Annotated in this window: 16 protein-coding genes, 1 tRNA gene and 1 pseudogene; 12 read left to right on the plus strand and 6 right to left on the minus strand. The window is 64.1% G+C overall.

Annotated elements, in window-relative coordinates; translation table 11 throughout:
- Positions 1-13 precede the first annotated feature (13 nt).
- Both AC630_RS02520 and AC630_RS02525 read right to left on the minus strand, forming a co-directional pair.
- The gene (locus AC630_RS02520; protein WP_074116911.1) at positions 14-2356 is read right to left on the minus strand and encodes a xanthine dehydrogenase family protein molybdopterin-binding subunit; all 2343 of its coding nucleotides are present in this window, start codon (positions 2354-2356) and stop codon (positions 14-16) included.
- An 84-nt stretch (positions 2357-2440) separates the two neighbouring features.
- A complete protein-coding gene (locus AC630_RS02525) occupies positions 2441-2926 on the minus strand; it encodes a (2Fe-2S)-binding protein (RefSeq protein WP_074116912.1) in 486 nt (161 codons plus the stop codon).
- A gap of 340 nt (positions 2927-3266) precedes the next feature.
- Here AC630_RS02525 and AC630_RS02530 point away from each other — a divergent pair, with 340 nt between their 5' ends.
- Both AC630_RS02530 and AC630_RS02535 read left to right on the plus strand, forming a co-directional pair.
- A complete protein-coding gene (locus AC630_RS02530; protein WP_074116913.1) occupies positions 3267-5306 on the plus strand; it encodes a methyl-accepting chemotaxis protein in 2040 nt (679 codons plus the stop codon).
- 388 nt (positions 5307-5694) lie between these two features.
- Positions 5695-7728 (plus strand): methyl-accepting chemotaxis protein, encoded by a 2034-nt coding sequence (locus tag AC630_RS02535; RefSeq protein WP_074116914.1) that lies wholly within the window; start codon positions 5695-5697, stop codon positions 7726-7728.
- A gap of 242 nt (positions 7729-7970) precedes the next feature.
- On the opposite strand, the gene AC630_RS02540 is transcribed toward AC630_RS02535, so the two are convergent.
- Entirely contained in the window at positions 7971-8354 is a 384-nt protein-coding gene (locus tag AC630_RS02540; protein WP_074116915.1) for a DUF3175 domain-containing protein, read from the minus strand.
- Positions 8355-8536: 182 nt separating this feature from the next.
- Between AC630_RS02540 and AC630_RS02545 the strand changes: the two genes are divergently transcribed.
- The 3 genes from AC630_RS02545 to AC630_RS02555 all read left to right on the plus strand — a co-directional run bounded on the left by AC630_RS02545 (position 8537) and on the right by AC630_RS02555 (position 12548).
- Positions 8537-10024 (plus strand): MFS transporter, encoded by a 1488-nt coding sequence (locus AC630_RS02545; RefSeq protein ID WP_074116916.1) that lies wholly within the window; start codon positions 8537-8539, stop codon positions 10022-10024.
- 3 nt (positions 10025-10027) lie between these two features.
- Positions 10028-10846 (plus strand): trehalose-phosphatase, encoded by an 819-nt coding sequence (otsB, locus tag AC630_RS02550; RefSeq protein WP_074116917.1) that lies wholly within the window; start codon positions 10028-10030, stop codon positions 10844-10846.
- Positions 10847-11084: 238 nt separating this feature from the next.
- Complete coding sequence (locus AC630_RS02555; protein WP_074116918.1) at positions 11085-12548, plus strand: trehalose-6-phosphate synthase; 1464 nt, start codon at positions 11085-11087, stop codon at positions 12546-12548.
- An 87-nt stretch (positions 12549-12635) separates the two neighbouring features.
- Here the strand turns inward: AC630_RS02555 and AC630_RS02560 are convergent, their stop codons facing one another.
- Positions 12636-12977, minus strand: a complete 342-nt coding sequence (locus AC630_RS02560; RefSeq protein ID WP_074116919.1) for a hypothetical protein — start codon at positions 12975-12977, stop codon at positions 12636-12638.
- A gap of 195 nt (positions 12978-13172) precedes the next feature.
- On the opposite strand from AC630_RS02560, the gene AC630_RS02565 reads away from it, so the two are divergent.
- Positions 13173-13262, plus strand: a tRNA-Ser gene (locus AC630_RS02565).
- Positions 13263-13499: 237 nt separating this feature from the next.
- Here the strand turns inward: AC630_RS02565 and AC630_RS02570 are convergent.
- Positions 13500-14229: pseudogene (locus AC630_RS02570) on the minus strand (GDP-mannose 4,6-dehydratase); the annotation flags it as partial.
- 107 nt (positions 14230-14336) lie between these two features.
- On the opposite strand from AC630_RS02570, the gene AC630_RS02575 reads away from it, so the two are divergent.
- From AC630_RS02575 to recQ, 5 genes are all read left to right on the plus strand, one after another.
- Complete coding sequence (locus tag AC630_RS02575) at positions 14337-15923, plus strand: amidase family protein (RefSeq protein ID WP_074116920.1); 1587 nt, start codon at positions 14337-14339, stop codon at positions 15921-15923.
- Between the two features lie 228 nt (positions 15924-16151).
- Complete coding sequence (locus tag AC630_RS02580) at positions 16152-17450, plus strand: O-acetylhomoserine aminocarboxypropyltransferase/cysteine synthase family protein (protein ID WP_074116921.1); 1299 nt, start codon at positions 16152-16154, stop codon at positions 17448-17450.
- Between the two features lie 12 nt (positions 17451-17462).
- Complete coding sequence (gene metA, locus AC630_RS02585) at positions 17463-18506, plus strand: homoserine O-succinyltransferase MetA (protein WP_074116922.1); 1044 nt, start codon at positions 17463-17465, stop codon at positions 18504-18506.
- Between the two features lie 63 nt (positions 18507-18569).
- Entirely contained in the window at positions 18570-19313 is a 744-nt protein-coding gene (locus tag AC630_RS02590) for a polysaccharide deacetylase family protein (RefSeq protein WP_074116923.1), read from the plus strand.
- A gap of 108 nt (positions 19314-19421) precedes the next feature.
- Complete coding sequence (gene recQ, locus AC630_RS02595) at positions 19422-21287, plus strand: DNA helicase RecQ (protein ID WP_074116924.1); 1866 nt, start codon at positions 19422-19424, stop codon at positions 21285-21287.
- Positions 21288-21464: 177 nt separating this feature from the next.
- Here recQ and AC630_RS02600 read toward each other — a convergent pair whose 3' ends face one another.
- On the minus strand, positions 21465-22478 hold the full coding sequence (locus AC630_RS02600) for a 1-aminocyclopropane-1-carboxylate deaminase (RefSeq protein WP_074116925.1): 1014 nt from the start codon (positions 22476-22478) through the stop codon (positions 21465-21467).
- Positions 22479-22651: 173 nt separating this feature from the next.
- On the opposite strand from AC630_RS02600, the gene AC630_RS02605 reads away from it, so the two are divergent.
- Positions 22652-23116, plus strand: a complete 465-nt coding sequence (locus AC630_RS02605) for an Lrp/AsnC family transcriptional regulator (RefSeq protein ID WP_074116926.1) — start codon at positions 22652-22654, stop codon at positions 23114-23116.
- Positions 23117-23143: the final 27 nt, after the last annotated feature.

Here is a 23143-nt window from a genome sequence, read left to right on the forward strand (position 1 = left end):
TCGTTCCTCCCTCTTAAGCCGCGTGGATCGTGCGCCACACCCGGTCCGGGGTTGCGGGCATTTCCAGATTGTTCTTGCCGATCGCATCCGTGATCGCGTTGATCACGGCCGCAGAGGCGCCGATCGCGCCGGCCTCACCGCAACCCTTGATGCCGAGCGGATTGCCCGGGCACAGCGTCGTGGTGTGGGAGAGGTTGAACGAGGGCAGGTCGTCGGCGCGCGGCATGGAGTAATCCATGAACGAGGCCGTGACCGGCTGGCCGTTGGCATCGTAGATCGCGTGCTCGAGCAGCGCCTGCCCGATACCCTGGGCGAGGCCGCCATGGACCTGGCCTTCGACGATCATCGGGTTGATCAGCCGGCCGAAATCGTCGGCCGCGACGAAATTGACGAAGGAGGTCTTGCCCGTGCCGGGATCGACTTCGAGCTCGCAGATATAGGCGCCGGCCGGGAAGGTGAAGTTGGTCGGGTCGTAGAAGGCGCTTTCCTTCAGGCCCGGCTCCATCCCGTCAGGCAGATTGTGCGCGGTGTAGGCCGCGAGCGCGACCATCGGGAAGGCGATGGCCTTGTCCGTGCCGGTCACCTTGAACTCGCCGTTCTCGATGACGATGTCGGCTTCCGACGCTTCCAGCGCATGCGCCGCGATCTTCTTGGCCTTGGATTCCATCTTCTCCATGGCCTTCAGGATCGCGGTGAGGCCGACGGCCGCGGAGCGCGAGCCGTAGGTGCCCATGCCGAACTGCACCTTGTCGGTATCGCCGTGGACGATCGAGACCTGGCTGATGGGCACGCCGAGACGATCCGCGACGAGCTGGCAGAACGTGGTCTCATGACCCTGGCCGTGGCTGTGCGAGCCCGTCAGGATCTCGATGGTACCGACCGGGTTGACGCGCACTTCCGCGGACTCCCAGAGACCGACGCCGGCACCTAAGCTGCCGACCGCCTTGGACGGCGCGATCCCGCAGGCCTCGATGTAGCAGGACACGCCGATGCCGCGCAGCTTGCCGTCGGCTTTCGCCTTGGCCTTGCGGGCGGCGAAGCCGGCATAGTCGATCGCCTTCATTGCGGCGTCGAGTGAGGCGTTAAAATCGCCGGTGTCATAGGCCATGATCACGGGCGTCTGGTGCGGGAACTGGGTGATGAAGTTGGTCCTGCGCAGCTGGGCCGGATCGACCTTGAGCTGCCGCGCCGCCGTCTCCATCAGCCGTTCGATCAGGTAGCTTGCCTCGGGGCGGCCGGCGCCGCGATAGGCATCGACCGGCGTGGTGTTGGTGTAGACGCCGATCACCTCGGCATGGATCGCCGGGATGTTGTATTGGCCCGACAGCAGCGTCGCGTAGAGATAGGTCGGCACCGACGACGAGAACAGCGACATGTAGGCGCCGAAATTGGCGTAGGTCTTCACCTTCAGGCCGGTGATCTTGTTGCTGGCGTCGAATGCCATCTCGGCATGGGTGACATGGTCACGGCCATGCGCGTCGGTGAGGAAGGCCTCGGTGCGGTCGCCGGTCCATTTCACGGGCCGGCCGACTTTCTTCGACGCCCAGAGCGCCACCATCTCTTCCGGATAGATGAAGATCTTGGAGCCGAAGCCGCCGCCGACGTCGGGTGCGATCACGCGCAGCTTGTGCTCGGGGGCGATGTTGTAGAACGCCGACAGCACGAGGCGTGCGACGTGCGGGTTCTGCGAGGTCGTGTAGAGCGTGAAATGCTCGTCCGCAGCGTCGTAGTCGGCGATCGCCGCGCGCGGCTCCATCGCGTTCGGGGCGAGGCGGTTGTTGGTGACGTCGAGCTTTACGACATTGGCGGCCTTCGCGAAGGCGGCATCCGTTGCGCCCTCGTCGCCGATCACCCAGTCATAAACCTGGTTGCCGGGGGCTTCGGGGTGAAGCTGCGGTGCGCCGGCCTTGATAGCGGCGTGGACGTCGGCGACTGCCGGCAGCTCTTCATAGTCCACGACCACGGCCTCGGCCGCGTCGCGCGCCAGATTCTTGCTGTCCGCGATCACAACGGCGACAGCCTGGCCGACGAAGCGCACCGTCTCCGGCGCCATTGCCGGCCATGCGCCCATCTTCATCGGACTGCCGTCCTTGGAGGTGATGGCCCAGCCGCAGATGAGGTTGCCGACCTTGTCGTCGACGATCTGCTGTCCGGTGAGCACTGTGACGACGCCCGGCATCTTCAGTGCGGCGGAAGAGTCGATCTTCTTCACCTTGGCGTGGGCGTGCGGGCTTCGGATGAAATGGGCATGGGTCATGCCCTGCAATTTGATGTCGTCGACGTAGCGGCCCTTGCCGGTAATGAAACGCTTGTCTTCCTTGCGCACGACGCGTGCGCCGATGCCTTCAACACCCATGTCTGGTCCTCCCGACCGGAAATTGATTGGCCGCGCTGTCCATCGATAGCGGCGGCGGTGATTCTGCTTTCGAGGCGGGCCGCTTTACTCGGCCGCCTGCGAGACCTTCATGCGGCCGGCCGCATCCAGCACGGCTTTGACGATGTTGTGGTAGCCGGTGCAGCGGCAGATATTGCCTTCGAGCTCGTGACGGACGGTGGCCTCGTCGAGCTGGCCACCATGGCGATGCACGATGTCGATCGCCGACATGATCATGCCCGGCGTGCAATAGCCGCACTGCAGGCCGTGATTGTCGCGGAAGGCGGCCTGCATCGGGTGCAGCTCATCGCCCCTGGCGATGCCTTCGATGGTGGTGACGCTGGCGCCGTCCGCTTGTCCTGCCAGCATGGTGCAGGATTTCACCGCCTTGCCGTCCACGTGAACGACGCAAGCGCCGCACTGGCTGGTGTCGCAGCCGACATGGGTCCCGGTGAGGTTGAGGTGATCGCGCAGGAGATGGACCAGCAGCGTGCGGTCCTCGACGTCGACAGCAACGGCCTTGCCGTTCACTGTCAGTTTGACTGTAGACACGGTGAAGTCCTCCCAGGAATGATTTTGATTGCTTCTAATTAGAGACAGCGCTCCGGAACTTTGCAACTAGGATTTTGGTCGCCCCGGTCATGGAAAAGTCATCGATCCTGACGGGGGGCGCAATGATTTGCGCGGGCAAGCCGAGGATTCCTTGGCCGGACCGCCTGCCGGGGTGGGATGCCAGCCATCATGTCATCCGGTCGGCCTTTGGCCGATGAAGCCGGAGATTGCTCGCGTCTGCCAAATTTACCGCCCCTTATCGATTCTGCCTTAGTTTTGCGCATCCAGGCCGGGGGCGGGGCGCCTCTGGATCGCGGCTGAATATAAAATGGGGGTTGGAATGTCCGGGCGTATCGCGTCGCCGTCGAAGCGTACAATATTTCCGACCCTCCGGTTCCGCGCAAAAATCATCCTCGGCTTTGCCGCGGTGCTGGTGATCTCCGCCGGCAGTATGGCCTTCTCTTATTTCGGCTTCGAGCGGGTCTCGTCCGGGGTCGGGTCTTATCGCGCCAGCGTTTCCGAGGCCGACCTCGCCCGCAACATCGACCGCGAGCTGCTTGCCTACCGTTCGGCCGTCAAATATTTCGTCGCCACGGGCAAGGAGGACGACGCCAAAGCGGCGCAGGACGCCGAAGCCAGCCTGAAGAATGCCATCGACCAGGCCGTCAAGAGCGCCAAGAAGCCGGCACGCCTGGACAGCCTCAATAAGCTCGCCAAGGAATTCTCCAATTTCTCCACCACCTTCGCGAAGGTCCTCCAGGCCAAGCGCGACAACGCGCTCCTGGTCCAGAACCAGCTCACGCGCAATGCCAACCTCCTGAAGTACAAGCTCGACGACATCGGCAACAACGCCTCCGATTCCGAGGCCCAGTCGATCGAATTCGGCACCAAGCAGGCCAATGCCCAGTTCCAGACCGCCAGCGCGGCGGCGACCAACTTCGTGCTGACGTCCGACCAGGCGATCGCCACCAGCGCGCAGGCGCGGCTGAAATTCGTCGAGAACTCGCTCGGCGCGGTCTATTCCATGGACGACAAGATCGTCGCCGGCCTGAAGGACGCCAAGGCGCTGCTTGTCGCCTATCGTGAAGCGCTTGAGAAGCTGATCGCCAACGCCAAGATGGTCGATGAGCTCGTCACCGAGATGAGCGGCTCGGCCGGTGCGATCCTTCAGGGCGCCACCGCCATGAAGGCGGATCTGGTCGCCGACCAGCAGCGGCTTGAATCGGAGTCGGAAGCGACCATCGGACAGACCGAACACCTGGTCTTGATGCTGGCCGTCGGTGGCACGCTGCTCGGCGTTGTCCTCGCCTTCCTGCTCGGCACCGGTATCTCGCGCCCGATGATCGCGATGTGCAAGGCGATGCGTGAGCTTGCTTCGGGCAATTTCGACGTCGTGCTGCCGGGCCTCGGCCGCAAGGACGAGATCGGTGAGATGGCCGGCGCGGTCGAGGAATTCAAGGTTCAGGCGGTGGCGAAAGCCGAGCGTGACGCCGCCGCCAGCGAAGCCCAGAACAAGGAGGCGAGCGCTGCCCGCCGTTCCGAGCTGATTCGTTTTGCCGATGATTTCGAGAGCGCCGTCGGCGCGATCGTGTCGAACGTTTCGGCCTCGGCCGTACAGCTCGAATCGGCAGCGTCGACGCTGACCCGCACCGCCGAGACCACGCAGAGCCTGTCGAGCCAGGTCGCCGGCGTCTCCGAGCAGGCCTCGAGCAACATGCAGTCGGTCGCGACCGCGACCGAGGAGCTCTCGGTCTCGGTCGAGGAGATCGGCCGCCAGGTCCGCGACTCCAGCCGCATCGCGGAAGCCGCGGTGGTGCAGGCCAAAGAAACCGACGGCCGCATCGGCAAGCTGTCGCACGCCGCCCAGCAGATCGGCGAAGTGGTCAAGCTGATCACCGCGATTGCCGAGCAGACCAACCTGCTGGCCCTCAACGCCACCATCGAGGCGGCACGTGCCGGTGAAGCCGGCCGCGGTTTTGCGGTGGTTGCCAGCGAAGTGAAGTCGCTGGCGAGCCAGACGGCGAAAGCCACCGACGAGATCTCCTCGCACATCGCCGGCATGCAGGGCGCAACGGCCGAATCGGTGGCGGCGATCAAGGAGATCGGCGCGACCATCGGCCAGATCTCGACCATCTCGACGTCGATTGCGAGCGCCGTCGAGCAGCAGGGCGCCGCAACGCAGGAGATCGCTCGCAGCGTTCAGAACGTTGCCCAGGGCACGCAGGCCGCCGCCAGCGACATCGGCGAAGTCAACCGCGGCGCCGCCGAGACCGGCTCGGCTTCGGAAGAAGTTCTAAACTCGGCCAAGACCCTGTCCAGCGAAAGCACGCGTCTGCGCGCCGAGCTCGATCGCTTCATGGGGAATATCCGGGCGGCGTAAGTTCGCGGCGCCTGAAGCCTTCGCTGCCGCCTCATACTCCGCTGTCGTCCCGGGGCGCGAAGCGAAAACCCGGGACCCGTAACCACAGGCCGCGGTTTTGGCACGAAGGCGGTAACTCCAGGTCTTCGCCAAACCGCATCCTGTGGTTCGCGACGAGCGCAAGCGCTCGCGCGGGGTCCCGGATCGGCGCTCCGCCCTGGACAACGCTACGCGTTGCCAAGGCTGCGCTTGTCCGGGACGACAGACCACATTCCCGCGTCACCTAACCGCAAGTTGCGACGCTGCAAATTTACCGCCGCTTATCCTTTGCCCCTTACCGTGCATACGAGTCGGGGAGCGGGCTGCTTCCGGGCTGCGCCTGGTTTTCCGCGAATGGAATGGGGTGGGAATGTCCGTCAAGTCCAAGCCGAGCACGTCGAAGCTGTTCACCTTGCGTTTTCGCGCAAAAATCATCCTCGGCTTCGTGGCGGTACTTGCGATCCTCGCCGTCAGCATGGCTTTCGCCTATTTCGGCTTCGAGCGGATCCAGGGGGCTGTGGCTTCCTACCGCACCAGCGTGTCGGAAGCGGACCTCGCGCGGACGGTCGATCGCGAGCTGATCAGCTATCAGGGACTGTCGCGGGCTTACACGCTGACCGGCGCGGCCGATGACGAGACCGCGGCAAAGGCGGCCGAGGAGAATCTGAGGGGCGCGATTGCCAAGTCGATGGCGGCCACGACCGGCGCTGTCCGCCGTGACCAGGTCGGCAAGCTCGAGGCCGAATTCCAGCGCTTCACGAAGGTGTTCGGTGAAATCGTCACCCTGACGCGCGAGAACAACAAGATCGCGACCGATGAGCTCAACAGTGTCGGCAACAAGATCCGCTTCAAGTTCGACGATCTCGCCGATACCGCCGCACTGGCGGGCCTGAACTCGGTTCAGACCACGGCCAAGGACGTCACCTCGCAATATCTGGCGGTCTCCACCTCGGTCAGCGCTTTCGTAGCCAAGCCGGAGCCGAAGACCGCCGACGGCGTGATCGCCCGCATCAAGTTCCTGGAGACCCTGCTGGTCTCTATCTATGCGAACGACCAGAAAATCACGGACCGCGTCACCGAGATCGGCAATCTCCTGAAGCAGTACCGCACCTCCTTCGCAAAGCTGACCGAGAACGTGAAGGTCATCGTCAAGCAGAATGGCGAGATGACCAAGACGGCCGCGTCCATCCTCAAGCTCTCGGCCGAGCTGCGGTCGGACCTCTCAGCCGATCAGCAGCGCATCGAGGCCAGCGCCAATGCGACGATCGGGGAAACCGAGCGGTTGATGCTGATGCTGGCGCTGGGCGGGCTCGCCATTGGCGCCGTGCTGGCCCTGATGCTCGGCAATGGCATTTCGCGTCCGATGATCGCGATGTGCAAGGCGATGCGTGAGCTTGCCTCAGGCAATTTCGACGTCATGCTGCCGGGCCTGGGCCGCAAGGACGAAATCGGCGAGATGGCCGGCGCGGTCGAGGAGTTCAAGGTTCAGGCTGTCGCCAAGGCCGAGCGCGATGCCGCCGCCAGCGAGGCCCAGAACAAGGAGCAGGCCGCGGCGCGCCGCTCCGAGCTGATCCGCTTTGCCGACGATTTCGAGAGCGCCGTCGGCGCCATCGTCTCCAATGTCTCGGCCTCGGCTGTGCAGCTCGAATCGGCGGCGTCGACGCTGACGCGCACCGCCGAGACCACGCAGAGCCTGTCGAGCCAGGTCGCCGGCGTCTCCGAGCAGGCCTCGAGCAACATGCAGTCGGTCGCGACCGCGACGGAAGAGCTCTCGGCCTCGGTCGAGGAGATCGGCCGCCAGGTCCGCGATTCCAACCGCATTGCAGAAGCTGCGGTGGTGCAGGCGAAGGAGACCGACAGTCGCATCGGCAAGCTGTCGCACGCCGCCCAGCAGATCGGCGAGGTCGTCAAGCTGATCACCGCGATTGCCGAGCAGACCAACCTGCTCGCGCTGAACGCCACGATCGAGGCGGCACGTGCCGGTGAAGCCGGCCGCGGCTTTGCGGTGGTCGCCAGCGAGGTGAAATCGCTGGCGAGCCAGACCGCGAAGGCGACGGACGAGATATCCTCGCACATCGCGGGCATGCAAGGCGCAACGGCCGAATCGGTGGCGGCGATCAAGGAGATCGGCGCGACCATCGGCCAGATCTCCACCATCTCGACGTCGATTGCGAGCGCCGTCGAGCAGCAGGGCGCCGCGACGCAGGAGATCGCCCGCAGCGTCCAGACGGTGGCGCAGGGCACCCAGACCGCGGCCACCGATATCGGCCAGGTCAATCGCGGCGCCGCCGAGACCGGCTTGGCTTCGGAAGAAGTTCTGAACTCGGCCAAGACCCTGTCCAGCGAAAGCACTCGCCTCCGCGCCGAGCTCGACCGCTTCATGGGGAACATCCGGGCGGCGTAAGCCATCGTTCCGCCTGAAGTCTTCGCTGCCGCCTCATACTCCGCTGTCGTCCCGGGGCGCGAAGCGAACCCGGGACCTATAACCACAGGCTACGAAGGCGGTGACTCCAGGTCTTCGCCAAACCGCATCCTGTGGTTCGCGACGAGCGCATGCGCTCGCGCTGGGGTCCCGGATCAGCGCTCCGCCCTGGACAACGCAACGCGTTGCCAAGGCTGCGCTTGTCCGGGACGACGGAGGAGAGTTCAATCCCTCCCAAACGCCCGCTTCAGCTCCACCTTCGCCCGTTCAAGCCGCGTGCGCTGTGTCTTCGGCAGCGTCCTGCCGGCGCGGTTGATGTAGAAGGTCAGCATCGACAGCGCCGAGCGATACGCGCCGGTCTTGCGCCGTGAACTGTGCTCGGCCGAGCGTTTGAGCGACGCGGCGATCTTCTTTGCGCTGGTCAGCTTGAATACGCCGCGCTTCAGGTCGAGCGCATTGCTTTCCTTCGTTACATATTGAGACCAGCGCTTTGGCGCTGCGCGTTTTGAACTCTTGCGAGTGCTGCTGCGCCTCGCGCTGGTCTTTCGGCGGTCCGTTTTGCGTGAGGCTGTTTTGCGGGAATGTGTCGTCTTTCTGACGTGAGCCATGCGTCAACTCCTTGCAGCTCCATCGGAAACGGGCGGTACACGGGGGCGTTCCTATGGGAACCTGCTTTCGCCACAGACGTTGTCGCAGGTGGCAGGCGGAATACCGCACCCCATGATCGGAGCGATCCCCATCCACATCATGTGAAAAGGGGCCGATCGCTTTGGTTAGACGCAACAACGCGATGGAATTGCAGCAGAGCCCAGCATTGAACTATGGACCTGCAGTCCCGGCGGAGGTCGCGACCGACCGCATCATCGAGACCAGCATTCCCGCACGGCTCGATGCGCTGCCGTGGAGCGGCTTTCACACCCGTGTCGTGCTCGCGCTCGGCATTACCTGGATCCTGGATGGGCTCGAGGTGACGCTGGCCGGCGCGCTTTCCGGTGCGCTGAAGCAGAGCCCGTCGCTGCAGTTCTCCAATCTCGATCTCGGCGTCGCCAATTCCGCCTATCTGGCCGGCGCGGTGCTCGGCGCGCTCGGCTTCGGCTGGCTCACGGATCGCATCGGCCGCAAGAAGCTGTTCTTCATCACGCTCGCGGTTTACCTCACGGCGACCGCCGCGACCGCTTTGTCGTGGAGTGTCGCGAGCTATGCGCTGTTTCGCTTTCTCACGGGCGCGGGCATCGGCGGCGAGTACACCGCGATCAACTCCACCATCCAGGAGCTGGTGCCGGCGCGCTATCGCGGCTGGACCGATCTCGTCATCAACGGCAGTTTCTGGATCGGCGCGGCGATGGGCGCGGTTGCAGCCATCGTGCTGCTCGATCCCGCTGTGTTCGGTCCCGATCTCGGTTGGCGCCTCGCCTATCTCATCGGCGCGACCATCGGTCTCGTCGTGCTGTTGATGCGAATGTGGATTCCCGAGAGTCCGCGTTGGCTCATGATCCACGGTCGTCCCGATCAGGCCCACGCCATCGTCGACGACATCGAGCGCTCTGTGATCGGACATGACCATGATGCGAGTGAAGGACGCTTCACGAAAATCCGCCTGAAGATGCGCACTCACACGCCGATCCGCGAGGTCGTGCACACGCTGTTCTCGGCCTATCGCCAGCGCGCGCTCGTCGGCCTCGTGCTGATGAGCGCGCAGGCCTTCTTCTACAACGCCATCTTCTTCACCTTCGCGCTGGTGCTGACCGACTTCTACGGCATCAGCGCCGACCACGTCGGCTGGTACCTGCTGCCCTTCGCGGCCGGCAACTTCCTCGGCCCGCTGCTGCTCGGACGCCTGTTCGATACGCTTGGTCGCCGCAGCATGATCGTGTTCACCTATGGCGTCTCCGGTCTGCTGCTGGCGCTCTCAGGCTACCTGTTCTCGATCGGCGCACTCAGCGCGCAAGGACAGACCATCGCCTGGATGGTGATCTTCTTCTTTGCCTCGCCCGCCGCGAGCGCGGCTTATCTCACCGTCAGCGAGACCTTTCCGCTCGAAGTCCGCGCGCTGGCAATCGCGGTGTTCTACGCGGTCGGCACCGGCATCGGCGGGGTGATCGGACCCGCGCTGTTCGGCGCATTGATCGATACGGGATCACGCAACAGCGTGTTCGCCGGCTATTTGCTGGGGGCGTTTCTGATGATCGCGGCCGCGATCGTGGCTTGGCGCTATGCCATCTCCGCGGAACGCAAATCGCTCGAACAAATCGCACGGCCGCTGGCGTTTATGGAGTAGACTATGAAATCGGAACTCGCGGAATTGGATAAGCGCACCATGCCCGATGATGAAGCGCCCGATGCGGTTCCTGTGCCGCATGCACTCGTCCCCCATCTCGACGAGACCGCGATCCTGCTCGATATCGACGGTACGCTGCTCGACCTGATGCCGACGCCGCGCGAGGTGTGGGTGCCGCCGGGCCTGTCGGATACGCTCACCCGGCTGACCGAGCGCACCTCCGGCGCGCTCGCGATGGTCAGCGGCCGCTCGCTCAACGACATCGACCTGATCTTCGCGCCCGACGTCTTTTGTGCCGTCGCCGGTCACGGCGCGGAGATGCGCCTGTCGGCGGGCAACGAGGCCGACGACGTGCACGCGCCGCCAATGGACAAGGAGTTGAAGCGGCGCCTGGCTTCGATCGCAAAGCTCAGCCCTGGCATTCTGCTCGAGGACAAAGGCTATTCGCTGGCATTGCACTACCGCCTGGCGCCGCATGCGGAGAAGGCGATCTACGAAGCCATCTCGCTGATCCGCGCCGACCTGCCCAATGCGCCGATCGAAGTGCTGCCCGGCAAGTTCGTTTTCGAGATCAAGCATTCCGGCTTCACCAAGGCGACCGGCGTACGCGAATTGATGAAACATGAGCCGTTCAGGGGACGCCGTCCGATCTTCATCGGCGACGACGTCACCGACGAGACCGTGTTCGCGATCATGCCCGACATGAACGGACTCGCCTTCTCGGTCGGCCGCCGCGCCATCGGCGTCAACGGCCACTTCGATGCGCCGAAGGACGTGCGCGCGTTCCTTGCGCGTCTGCTCGACGATACAAGGTTGGAATAAGGCGCCGACACCTCAGAGCCACATTATTACTCGCGTAGGTTCCATTGCGCGCGTCGTTCCTGCTGCGCGAAACAGCCACTCAAGCTGTCATTCTCCAATGAAATCGCCGGGTTCCTCGCAAGGAAAACTGGTTCCAACGCGCGTGCCTGATTTTGGTTTCAATTCGTACAAATGATGACAGGAACCATATTGATGAACGGCAGTTAAACGGGCTGGAATGAACAGGAGGGGACGACCTGTGAACTTAGTCGTCGTTTCAAATCGAGTTGCGCGCGGCAAACCCAACGAGCCCATGACGGGAGGCCTCGCTGCGGCATTGCTTCCCGTCGTGGAGTATTCGGGTGCGATCTGGGTGGGTTCCTCCGGCCGCGTGCGTGACGGCCATCAGAAGGAACCGTTCGCCGAGGTCGAAGCGCTCGGCTCGGGCGCTATTGCGACGCTGGATCTGCCGGCGGCGCACTATGGCGGCTATTACGAAGGTTTTGCCAATTCGGCGCTATGGCCGGCGCTGCATTCGCGCAGCGATCTGATCCGCGTCTCGCGAGAGGACTATGTCAGCTATCGCGAGGTCAACGCCTTCATGGCGCGCGCCTTGATGCGCTTCCGGAAAGCCCGGACCGCGTTCTGGGTGCAGGATTATCATTTCCTCTCGCTCGGCGCGGAGCTGCGCGATCTCGGCGTCGACGATCCGATCGGCTTCTTCCTGCACACTCCGTGGCCTGTCGCCGCGGTGATGCAGGGCGTGCCCAATCATCGCGAGCTGATCATGGCGATGCTCGCCTACGATCTTCTCGGCTTCCAGACCGAGGAGGATCGTGAGAACTTCCTTGGCTATGTCGGCGGCGAGCTCGGTCTCACCGTCGAGGATGGAGTCGTGCTCTCGCCGCACGGCCGCACGCGCTGCGAGGTCTTCCCCATCGGCATCGATGCTGAGAAGTTTGCGCAATATGCCGCGAAGTCGGCCTCGCATCCCGACGTGTCGCGACTGCGCCGCAGCCTCAATGGCGAGCGGCTCGCGATCGGCGTCGACCGGCTCGACTATTCGAAGGGGCTCGTCAACCGCATCAGCGCGTTCGACCGCCTCTGGACCGATCAGCCGCAGTTCGCGCGCGACATCTCACTGCTCCAGATCGCCAATCCCTCGCGCGGCGGCATCGAGGCCTACGGCAATCTCCAGAACGAGGTCGCGCGTCTCGTGAGCGACGTCAACGGCCGCCACGGGGAGGTCGACTGGACGCCGATCCGCTACCTCAACAAGGGTTTTAGCCAGGCCGTGCTCGCCGGCCTCTATCGCACCGCACAGGTCGGCGTGGTGACGCCGCTGCATGACGGCATGAACCTCGTCGCCAAGGAATACGTCGCCGCGCAAAACCCGGCCGATCCGGGTGTGCTGGTGCTGTCGAAATTTGCCGGCGCGGCCAACGAACTCGACGCCGCGCTGCTGGTCAATCCGCACGACATCGACGGCATGGCGCGGGCGATCGCGATTGCGGCTGCGATGCCGCTCACCGAGCGCAAGATGCGCTGGGACGCGATGATGAAGAAGCTGCGCGGCCACACCATCCAGCAATGGTCTGCCGACTTCGTCACCGAACTGGAAAAGTGCCGGCCCGAAAAGGCCGCCGTCGCCCCGCTCGCCGCCCAGCCGCCGCAGGCGCTGCGCTGGCTCAAGTCTGCGATCTCAGGCGTGCGGTTGATCTAGTTCTTCTCCCTCGCCCGCATTGTGTGTTCGACGCAATCCGACCTCTCCCCGCAAGCGGGGCGAGGTAAGGGCGCTGCGCCGCCCGCCTCAATAGCAATACGAAACACTATCCAGGATCGCGCACTGCCGCTTGTTTGGCGCGTTCGGATCGTCCAGCGGCACCATGCCCTTGCCCTGTCCGACGAACACGCCGGGCCCGACATGCACCGAGCTTTTGTTGCCGATGATCACGCTCTGATGCGGCGTCGAGCTCGAGCGGGTGCCGTCCGGCCATAGGATGGCATCGCCCGAAAGCACCCCGCGCCGCCCGTCGTCGCAGCTCACGTCGACGCCTTGCCGGGTGCAGACCTGTGCCAGAGCCGGCACGGCGAAGGCGGAGCCAAGGGCCGAAATCAGGCCCAGCGCGGCGATGGTCTTGCGGATGATCATGGCGTCCCCGGGGGTGTTGGGCGTTCTCGAGTGAATCGTCGCGCCAAACCCGCCACGGGTTCAGCCGGCGGGCAGATCAAGGCATCGTGCAGCGCCAGATATTTCCGTGCAAATACAATAAGTTGAGGAAATTTCACTCGATTTCCCCGCGATCCCTTGCAAAATCACCGGCGCCCCTTCAAGAGAGGGCGCTCCGGAGAGATGGCCGAGTGGCTTAAGGCGCACGCTTGGAAAGCGTGTGTGCGGGAAACCGTACCGTGGGTTCGAATCCCACTCTCTCCGCCAATGCCATTGATAGCTAATAATGATCTCTAGATATCGATCTTTGACCCCCCACCATCGGTGATGGATCTCAGCTTCGAGGGCGAGCGTGTCTACGGCTGGACACATGTGAGCATGTCGAACAGTGGCGCCCCATAACGCCGAAAGACTCCGCGCAGATGGTTTTGCCCATCCTCGGCATCCAGTGCAGAAATCAGACGCATCCAGATTGAATGAGCTTGCGAAGACTGACCTGCGGCCTCAGCCCAGATCGTCCAGCAGAGGCTTGCGGATGGCGTCGTCGGATAGAAGGCGGTCGAAATAGGTGATCGTCTTGGTCAGGCCTTCCGTGAGGCTAATCTTTGGCTGCCAGGACAGAATGGCTTCCGCGCGCTATATCGGGCCGTCGCCGACCCGGATCATCCGCCTGGCGCTCGCGGCACACGATGGCAGACGGCGAATTGCACAAACCGATGATGGTCCTGGCGAGCTCCAGGATGGAGATTTCGGCGGGGTTACCGAGGTTGATCGGCCCGGTCACATCGTCGGGTGTTGCGGCGAGGCGCACGAGCGCATCGACCATGTCGTCGACATAGCAGAAGGATCGTGTCTGCGAACCGTCGCCGTATATTGCAATCGGTTTGCCGAGCAAGGCCCGAACGATGAAATTCGACACCGCGCGCCCGTCATGGGGGTGCATGCGGGGTCCGTAGGTATTGAAGATTCTGGCTGCCTTGATCTGGAGCCGGTGCTGGCGCCAATAGTCGAAGAATAGCGTCTCGGCGCAGCGCTTACCTTCATCCTAGCAGGAGCGCAGTCCGATTGGATTGACGTTGCCCCAATAGTCCTCCGTCTGTGGGTGCTCTTTCGGATCGCCGTAGACTTCCGACGTCGACGCCTGAAGGATCATCGCCTTGAGGCGCTTCGCCAACCCGAGCATGTTGATGGCGCCATGGACGCTCGTCTTGGTCGTCCGTACGGGATCGTGCTGACAATTCGTTGCATCGGGGCGTTGCGATAACGCGCCATGCAGAAACGCCCCTGTACAGCCGCGATCGCCCTCCGTAACCTTCGTCGCGCAAATTCAGGAGATGCGACGTGGCGAAGAAGACGGCGACCAGGAAGAAAAGTGCTTCGAAGAAGGTCGCGAAGACCTCCAGCAAGAAGACTGCGGCCCGCAAGAGCGCCGTCGCGAAGACGGCCAAGAAGACGGTCAAGAAGACGGTCAAGAAACCCGCACCGCGCAAATCAGCCTCGGCACGCCGCCCCAAGGGGCCGGCCTGGCAATGGTCCGCGGTCGAGACGGCGGCAGCGATTCGCGCCGGCGCAATCTCCGCGGTCGAGACTGTCGAATCGCATCTCGAACGGATGCGCGCCGTCAATCCGAGGCTGAACGCGGTCGTCGTCGATCTCTCTGAGGAAGCGCTTGCTGCCGCCCATGCGGCCGACAAGCAGCGCGCCAAGGGAGGCGAGCTCGGCCTCCTGCACGGCGTGCCCGTGACCATCAAGGAAAACGTCGACTACGAAGGCCGGCCGAATTTCAACGGCGTTCCCGCCAACAAGGACCTCGTCGCGCCATCGGATTCGCCGGTCGTGCGTAACCTGAAGAAGGCAGGCGCGATCGTCATCGGGCTGACCAACACGCCGGAATTCTCCTTCCGCGGCTTCACCGACAATCCACTGCACGGGCTGACGCTGAATCCATGGGATCCGAACATCACCTGCGGCGGCTCCTCGGGTGGTGCGGGTTCGGCGGTTGCCGCCGGCATCGGCACCATCGCCCATGGCAACGACATCGGCGGCTCGCTGCGCTGGCCGGCGCATTGCAACGGCGTTGCCACCATCAAGCCGACGCAGGGCCGTATTCCCGCGTTCAACGCAAGCGCAACCGCAGAGCGGCCGATGCTGGCGCACCTGATGTCGGCGCAGGGACCGCTCGCCCGCCACGTCGCCGACGTTCGCCTCGCGCTGGAGGTGATGAGCCAGCGCGATCCGCGCGATCCCTGGTGGGTGCCGGCGCCGCTGGCCGGGCCGAAGCCGAAGGGGCCGATCAAGGTCGCGCTGGCAAAGATCCCGGAGGACATGGACGTCGATCCGTCAGTCCGCGAGGCGTTGCGTCAGGCCGCCGATCATCTGGAGCGCGCCGGCTATCGGGTCAGCGAGGTCGACGTCCCCGACATCAACGGCGTCTGGCAGACCTGGTGCGACATCATCACCAACGAGACCGTGGTGATGCAGGAGGCCGGCATGCTGAAGGTCACATCCGAGGATTTCCATAAGGCCTGGGGCGGCATGAAGGCCAAGGCAAGCGTGCTCGATCTCAAGGCCTGGATGCAGGCGACCGCTGCGCGCAACGGCCACATCCGCGCCTGGCAATTGTTCTTCGAGGAATATCCGGTCGTGCTGGCGCCGACCACGGTGAAGCCGACGCCGGGACCGCGTGAGGACACCGTGAGCGCCGAGCGCGCCCGCGAAATTTTCTGGGGCGAGATCCGCTTCATCTCCGCGATCAACGTGCTGGGCCTGCCCGGCGCCGTGGTGCCGGTGGCGCTGCATGACGGCAAGCCAATCGGCGTGCAGCTCATTGCCGGGCGCTATCGCGAAGACCTCGCGCTCGATGCGGCGGCCGCGATCGAGAAGCGCGCCGGCGTGCTCACGCATCGGCTCTGGGAGACGATGGCCTGAATCTGCTTGCGAGGCTTCGCGAGTCATGTGCGAAGCCTCGCGTACGATTCATTAATCTAAATTGACTCGAATTTTAGCCAATTCGCCAACAAGCGTTAGGGTTACTTCCTCGATCTCTATGCGAATTATGGTCCGCTTTACCACCCGCCTCTAACACGAGCACGGCGGACAACGCACATGCCTCATACAGGCCGATAAGTGCGGCCCGCTCCACGCGGAGGTGGCACGATGCGCAATGAGACGATGGCTATTCACGCCGGCTACGAACCCGAAGCCACCACGCACGCGGTTGCCGTGCCGATCTACCAGACCGCGGCCTACGCTTTCGACAGCGCCGATCACGGTGCGGCGCTCTTCAATCTCGAGGCCGAAGGTTTCCGCTACAGCCGTATCGCCAATCCGACCAGCGCCGTGCTGGAGAAGCGCATCAGCCAGCTCGAGGGCGGCGTCGGCGCGCTTGCGGTCGCGACCGGCCAGGCAGCGCTGCATTTTGCCTTTGTCAACGTCGCTGACCACGGCGGCAACATCGTTTCCGTGCCGCAGCTCTACGGCACCACGCACACGCTGCTCTCGCACATCCTGCCGCGGCAGGGCATCACCGGCCGCTTTGCCGAGAGCGACAAGCCTGAGGCGATCGAGAAGCTGATCGACGAGAACACCCGCGCCGTGTTTGCCGAGACCATCGGCAATCCCGCCGGCAATGTCTGCGACATCGAGGCGCTGGCCAAGATCGCCCATGCGCATGGCGTGCCGCTGATCGTCGACAATACGGTCGCGACCCCGATCCTGCTCAAGCCGTTTGACTACGGCGCCGACATCGCCGTGCACTCACTCACCAAATTCTTGGGCGGCCACGGCACCACGCTCGGCGGCGCCATCGTCGATTCCGGAAACTTTCCGTGGGCCAAGCACGCTGACCGCTTTCCGGCCTACAACAGGCCCGACACCTCCTATCACGGCCTCGTTTATGCCGAACGCTTCGGCAGGACCGCCTATATCGAGCGCGCGCGCAGCGTCTATCAGCGCACCATGGGTTCGGTGCTGTCGCCGTTCAACGCCTTCCTGCTGCTCCAGGGCATCGAGACCGTGGCGCTGCGCATGGAGCGTCACGTCGAGAACGCCCAAAAGGTCGCCGAATTCCTCCGCAAGGATCCGCGCGTCGCCTGGGTCAACTACACCGGTTTCCCGGACAGCCCGTACTATCCGCTGGTGCAGAAATATCTGGGCGGCAACGCGTCCTCGCTGTTTACCTTCGGCATCAAGGGCGGCATGGAAGCCGGCAAGACCTTCTACGATGCGCTCAAGCTGATCACCCGCCTCGTCAATATCGGCGATGCCAAGTCGCTGGCCTGCCATCCGGCCTCGACCACGCACCGTCAGATGTCCGCCGAGCAGCAGCGCATCGCCGGCGTGCTGCCGGAGACGATCCGCCTCTCGATCGGCATCGAGCATTCCGCTGATATCATCGAGGACATCGACCAGGCACTGGACAAGGCCTGTCCGTCGCGCCTGCAGGCCGCGGAGTAGGCATCAGGGCCGATGAGCATCTTGATCGACAGGGATCAAGGTATATCGAGCCCGGCGCTGGTGCCGGCCGACAGCGATCTCGCGCGCGATCACACCAGGCCCGAACTGACCATCGGGCTGATCAACAACATGCCGGATCCGGCGCTGAAGGCCACCGAGCGGCAGTTCATGAAGCTGCTCCAGGCCGCCGCGGGACCGCGCCGCATCCGCTTCCACTGCTTCTCGCTGCCATCGGTGAAGCGCTCGTCCGAAGCGAAGTGGCATGTCGAGAGTGAATATTCGGAACTCACCGAGCTCAGGCGCAACAAGTTCGATGGGCTGATCGTTACCGGCGCAGAGCCGCTCGCACCCGATCTCGAGCAGGAACCGTACTGGCGCGATCTCACCGAGCTCATCGACTGGGCCAGGGTCAACACACGTTCGACGATCTGGTCGTGCCTCGCCGCGCACGCTGCGGTGCTGCATCTCGACCGTATTGAGCGGCGGCGGCTTCCGGCCAAGTGCCACGGTGTCTTCGACTGCGACGCCGTGACGAGCGATCCGCTGACGGGCGCCGCGCCAGCGCCGCTCAAGGTCTCGCATTCGCGCCTGAATGAGATCACCGAGGCTGACCTCACGCAGTCCGGCTATCAGGTGCTGACACGCTCGGCCCTGGCCGGCGTCGATATCTTCGTCCGGCAGTATGCCAGCCGCTTCGTGTTCTTCCAGGGCCACCCCGAGTACGACGCACTGTCGCTCCAGCGCGAATATCTGCGCGACATTGGTCGCTATCTTGCGCGCGAGCGGGAGAACTATCCGGCGGTGCCTGTGAGCTATTTTGACGGGGCGACGGAAGAAAAGCTCGCACGATTCGAAAGGCGGGCAAAGCACGAGCGGCATCCGGCGATCACCAACCACCTTCCAGCGCTGAATTTGCGCGCCGATATCGCGGCCGGCAGCGCCGCCGCGGCGCTGTTCAGCAACTGGCTGCAATATCTTGGCGCGGAAGCCGACGCCTCGGTCCTTGCGCGCTCAACCAAGACGCGCAGGTTTCACGTTAGGACTAACGAAGTGTGATGCTTGCCTCGGGCGACACACGAATGCTTGAGTGAAGGGGCGGGGCAAACAGGAAATGCGGTCGTGTGGTCGGCACTCCAGGGACGCGTGAGCAATCGGTTGGCCCGGCATTTCCACGCCGCGCCGCACCGCCTGCCTGCGCATGCGCCGATGGTGAGCTTCACCTTCGATGACGCTCCCGATAGCGCGGCCAGCCAGGGCGCCGAGCTTATCGAGAGGCACGGCGGCCGCGGCACGTACTACATCGCCGGCAGCCTGATCGGGCGTCCATCGGACCATTGGCACGGCCTGTCGAACGACGCAATCGTGCGGCTTCACCGCGCCGGCCACGAGATTGCCTGCCACACCTTCTCGCACCAGAGCGCGCCCAATCTCGACGAAGCGGGCATGGCCCGCGAGATCGAACGGAACCGCAATCATTTCCGCGATATCGATTCCTCGATCACGCTGGAGAACTTTGCCTATCCGTACGGCCTCGCCTCGGTCTGGCGCAAGCCGCAGCTCGCCAGGACCTTCCGCTCGGCACGCGGCATCCTTCCCGGCGTCAATCGCGACGTCATCGATCTCCAGCTGCTGCGCGCATCGCCCCTTGTTGACCGCGACATCGACACGGCGGGTGTGGATCGTTACTTCGACGAGGCGGTCGCGAGCGGCGGCTGGCTGATCTTCTACGGCCATGACGTCGTCGATGAGCCGAGCCCCTATGGCTGTACCCCGAACCTGCTGCGCCACGCGCTGGAGGCGGCAGAAAAGCGCAACATGCCGATCGTGACGGTCGCCGAGGCGCTGCGAAGGATTGGGGCGTAGTCTCGTTACCTGTCCCCGCGAGCGGGGGGAGGTAGAAGATGGACTTGCCACGCCCGCGCGGTCATGCGACTGGCCTTGTGACGAATCTCACGGCACCGCTCCGACACCATGACCGCTTCCTCCACCGCTCCGCTGCCTGCGCCGGCCAACGGCCGTGACGCGCTGTCGGTGTTGCATTCGGTGTTCGGCCTGCCGGGTTTCCGCGGCGCGCAGGGCGAGATCATCCGGCACGTCACGGACGGTGGCAATTGCCTGGTCCTGATGCCGACCGGCGGCGGCAAGTCGCTGTGCTACCAGCTTCCGTCACTGTTGCGTGAGGGCTGCGGCATCGTGGTCTCGCCGCTGATCGCGCTGATGCGCGACCAGGTCGCGGGCCTGATCGAAGCCGGTGTCAACGCCGCGGCGCTGAACTCGTCGTTGACGCTGCAGGAGGCGTCCGAGGTCGAGCGTCGCCTGATCTCGGGTGATCTCGACCTGCTCTATATCGCGCCGGAACGCCTCGTCACGCCGCGGTGCCTGTCGCTGCTGGCGCAGGCAAAGGTGGCGCTGTTCGCGATCGATGAAGCGCACTGCGTCTCGCAATGGGGCCACGACTTCCGTCCCGAATATGTCGGCCTCTCCGTCATCGCCGAGCGCTTTCCCGAGGTGCCACGCATCGCCCTGACCGCGACCGCCGACGAATTGACGCGGAAGGAGATCGTCGAACGCCTGCGTCTTGCGGACAGCCCACAATTCGTCGCCAGCTTCGACCGCCCCAACATCCGCTACGAAATCGTCGACAAGCGCAATGCGGTGTCGCAGCTCAAGGAGTTCATCCGGGAACGCCATGCCGGCGATGCCGGCGTGGTCTACTGCCTGTCGCGCAACCGCGTCGAGGAAGTCGCCGCTGCGCTCGAGGACGCCGGCATTGCAGCGCTGCCCTATCACGCCGGGCTCGACAGCAGCGTGCGCTCGCGCAACCAGGACCGCTTCCTCAACGAGGACGGCATCGTCATCGTCGCGACCGTCGCCTTCGGCATGGGCATCGACAAGCCTGACGTGCGCTTCGTCGCCCATCTCGATCTGCCCAAGAGCATCGAGGCCTACTACCAGGAGACGGGGCGCGCCGGCCGCGACGGCAAGCCGTCCGCTGCCTGGATGGCCTATGGCCTCTCCGACATCGTGCAGCAGCGCCGCATGATCGACGAATCCGGCGCCTCGGACGATTTCAAGCGGGTCTCGATCGGCAAGCTCGACGCGCTGGTTGGCCTCGCCGAAACGCCGCACTGCCGGCGCCGGCGGCTGCTCGCCTATTTCGGCGAGATCGTGACGGGCGAGACCTGCGGCAATTGCGACAATTGCCTGACGCCGCCCAAGATGCGCGACGGCAAGGTGCTGGCGCAGAAGCTCCTGTCCTGCGTCTATCGCACCGGGCAACGTTTCGGCGCGATGCATCTGATCGACGTCCTGATCGGACGCCTGACCGAGAAGGTGACGCAGTTCGGCCACGACAAGCTCTCGGTGTTCGGCATCGGGCGCGAGCTCAACGAAAAGCAGTGGCGCACCGTGCTGCGGCAGCTTGTGGCGATGGGCCATTTGCAGAGCGACAGCGAAGCTTTTGGCGCGCTGAAATTGACGGATTCCGCACGCGGCGTGCTGCGCGGCGAGACCGAGGTGTGGCTGCGCGAGGAGGCGCCCGGCACCCGCATCCGTTCGAGCCGCGCCAAATCCCGCCGCGGTGACCTCGCGCCCGCGGCAAACGCCGCCCAAGGCGATGTCGATCCCGAATTGCGCGCGCGCCTGCGCTCCTGGCGTTCAGACGTCGCGCGCGAACGCGCCGTGCCGGCCTATGTGGTGCTGCACGATGCCACCATCGACGGCATCGTCCGGGCCTGGCCGACCACGCTGGACGAACTGCGCAACGTGCCGGGAATTGGCGACAAGAAGCTCGAGCATTACGGCGACGAGCTGCTGCAGATTATCAGGACGCGGTAGGCCGCCAATATCTCCGCTGTCATCCCGGACAAGCGAAGCGCAGATCCGGGATCCATAGCCACAGGCCGATGTGGTTACGGTAAGCTGCTAACCACGAGTCTTAGCCAAACGCGATCCGGTGGTTATGGGTCCCGGGCTCGCGACTTCGTCGCGCCCCGTGACGACAGTATTGGTAGGCTACCCATTCCGGAACGCGTACGCATAGCCGTTCAGCGCGGGCGCACCGCCGAGATGGGCGTAGAGGATCTTCGCGCCCGGCTCGAAATGGCCCTTCTGCGCGAGGTCGATCAGGCCCTGCATCGACTTGCCTTCGTAGACGGGGTCGGTGATCATGCCTTCGAGCCGCGCCGTGAGCCGGATCGCCTCCTTGGTCTCTTCCGACGGCACGCCATAGGCCGGATAGGCGTATTCCTCGATCAGCACGACGTCATCAGCGACGAGCTCCTTGCCGAGCTCGACGAGCTTTGCGGTGTTCTGCGCGATCTCGAGCACCTGCGCTTTCGTCTGCGCCGGCGTGAACGACGCGTCGATACCGATCACTTTTCGGGCACGGCCGTCGGCGGCGAAGCCGACCAACATGCCGGCATGGGTGGAGCCGGTGACGGTGCAGACGATGATGTAGTCGAACTTGAAGCCGAGCTCAGCTTCCTGCTTGCGCACCTCCTCGGCGAAGCCGACATAGCCGAGGCCGCCATATTTGTGCACGGAGGCGCCGGCGGGAATCGCGTAAGGCTTGCCGCCAGCGGCCTTCACCTCCTCGATCGCCTGCTCCCAGCTCTTGCGAATGCCGATGTCGAAACCGTCGTCGACGAGGCGCACGTCGGCGCCCATGATGCGCGAGAGCATGATGTTACCGACGCGGTCATAGACGGCGTCCTCGTGCGGCACCCATGCTTCCTGCACCAGGCGGCACTTCATGCCGATCTTGGCGGCGACGGCCGCGACCATGCGGGTGTGGTTCGACTGCACACCGCCGATCGAAACCAGCGTGTCGGCGTTCGAGGCGATCGCGTCGGGGATGATGTATTCGAGCTTGCGCAGCTTGTTGCCGCCATAGGCGAGGCCGGAATTGCAGTCCTCGCGCTTGGCGTAGATCTCGACCTTGCCGCCGAGATGCTTCGACAGCCGCTCCAGCTTCTCGATGGGCGTCGGGCCGAAGGTCAACGGATAGCGTGCGAATTTTTCCAGCATCGTCAGTCATCCCGATTGGCGTTGGTGTCTTGGAGGTGTCCTGGACGTCGCTAGCATTGGTCTGCAAAAATGTGCTCTCATTTATTCCGGCGATATTGCCCATGGTCTTGCGCCAACGGTCCTGTGAGCTATCATTTCTTTCGTAAAAGAAACGATGTACGGAAGTTTCTTCCATGCCCGCCCGACTCGACCGCATCGACCTCAAGATGCTGAGGTTGCTGCAAAATAACGGCCGGCTCAGCAACGCTGAGCTGGCCGAAACCGTCGCGATCAGCCCCGCCACCTGTCATCGCCGTACCCAGCGTCTGTTCGAGGAGGGCTTCATCGCCGCCGTCCGTGCCATGGTCGCCCCGAAGAAGGTGGCGAAGGGCACACTGGTGATGGTCGGCGTCGTGCTCGACCGCTCGACGCCGGAGAGCTTTGCGAGCTTCGAGCAGGCGATCGCCAAGCTCAAATTCGTGCTCGACTGCCACCTCGTCGCCGGCGACTTCGACTACTTCCTGAAAATCCGCGTCGGCGACATGGAGGATTTCAACCGCATCCACGGCGAGCAGCTCATCGCGCTGCCCGGCGTCCGCCAGACCCGCACCTTCTTCGTGATGAAGGAGGTCGTCGACAACGCGCCGCTGGAATTCTGAGCAGGGCCGTCACGGCAACTTCACTTG

The organism is Bradyrhizobium sp. AS23.2 (assembly GCF_001908185.1).
In the GTDB taxonomy this organism is placed as follows: domain Bacteria; phylum Pseudomonadota; class Alphaproteobacteria; order Rhizobiales; family Xanthobacteraceae; genus Bradyrhizobium.

Excerpts from the sequence above, each read along its gene's own strand:
- AC630_RS02530 (WP_074116913.1), top strand. The coding sequence starts at position 3,267 with ATGTCCGGGCGTATCGCGTCGCCGTCGAAGCGTACAATATTTCCGACC.
- AC630_RS02600 (WP_074116925.1), bottom strand. The coding sequence starts at position 22,478 with ATGCTGGAAAAATTCGCACGCTATCCGTTGACCTTCGGCCCGACGCCC.
- AC630_RS02545 (WP_074116916.1), top strand. The coding sequence starts at position 8,537 with ATGGAATTGCAGCAGAGCCCAGCATTGAACTATGGACCTGCAGTCCCG.
- AC630_RS02560 (WP_074116919.1), bottom strand. The coding sequence starts at position 12,977 with ATGATCATCCGCAAGACCATCGCCGCGCTGGGCCTGATTTCGGCCCTT.
- AC630_RS02520 (WP_074116911.1), bottom strand. The coding sequence starts at position 2,356 with ATGGGTGTTGAAGGCATCGGCGCACGCGTCGTGCGCAAGGAAGACAAG.
- metA (WP_074116922.1), top strand. The coding sequence starts at position 17,463 with ATGAGCATCTTGATCGACAGGGATCAAGGTATATCGAGCCCGGCGCTG.
- otsB (WP_074116917.1), top strand. The coding sequence starts at position 10,028 with ATGAAATCGGAACTCGCGGAATTGGATAAGCGCACCATGCCCGATGAT.
- recQ (WP_074116924.1), top strand. The coding sequence starts at position 19,422 with ATGACCGCTTCCTCCACCGCTCCGCTGCCTGCGCCGGCCAACGGCCGT.
- AC630_RS02535 (WP_074116914.1), top strand. The coding sequence starts at position 5,695 with ATGTCCGTCAAGTCCAAGCCGAGCACGTCGAAGCTGTTCACCTTGCGT.
- AC630_RS02605 (WP_074116926.1), top strand. The coding sequence starts at position 22,652 with ATGCCCGCCCGACTCGACCGCATCGACCTCAAGATGCTGAGGTTGCTG.
- AC630_RS02580 (WP_074116921.1), top strand. The coding sequence starts at position 16,152 with ATGCGCAATGAGACGATGGCTATTCACGCCGGCTACGAACCCGAAGCC.
- AC630_RS02540 (WP_074116915.1), bottom strand. The coding sequence starts at position 8,354 with ATGGCTCACGTCAGAAAGACGACACATTCCCGCAAAACAGCCTCACGC.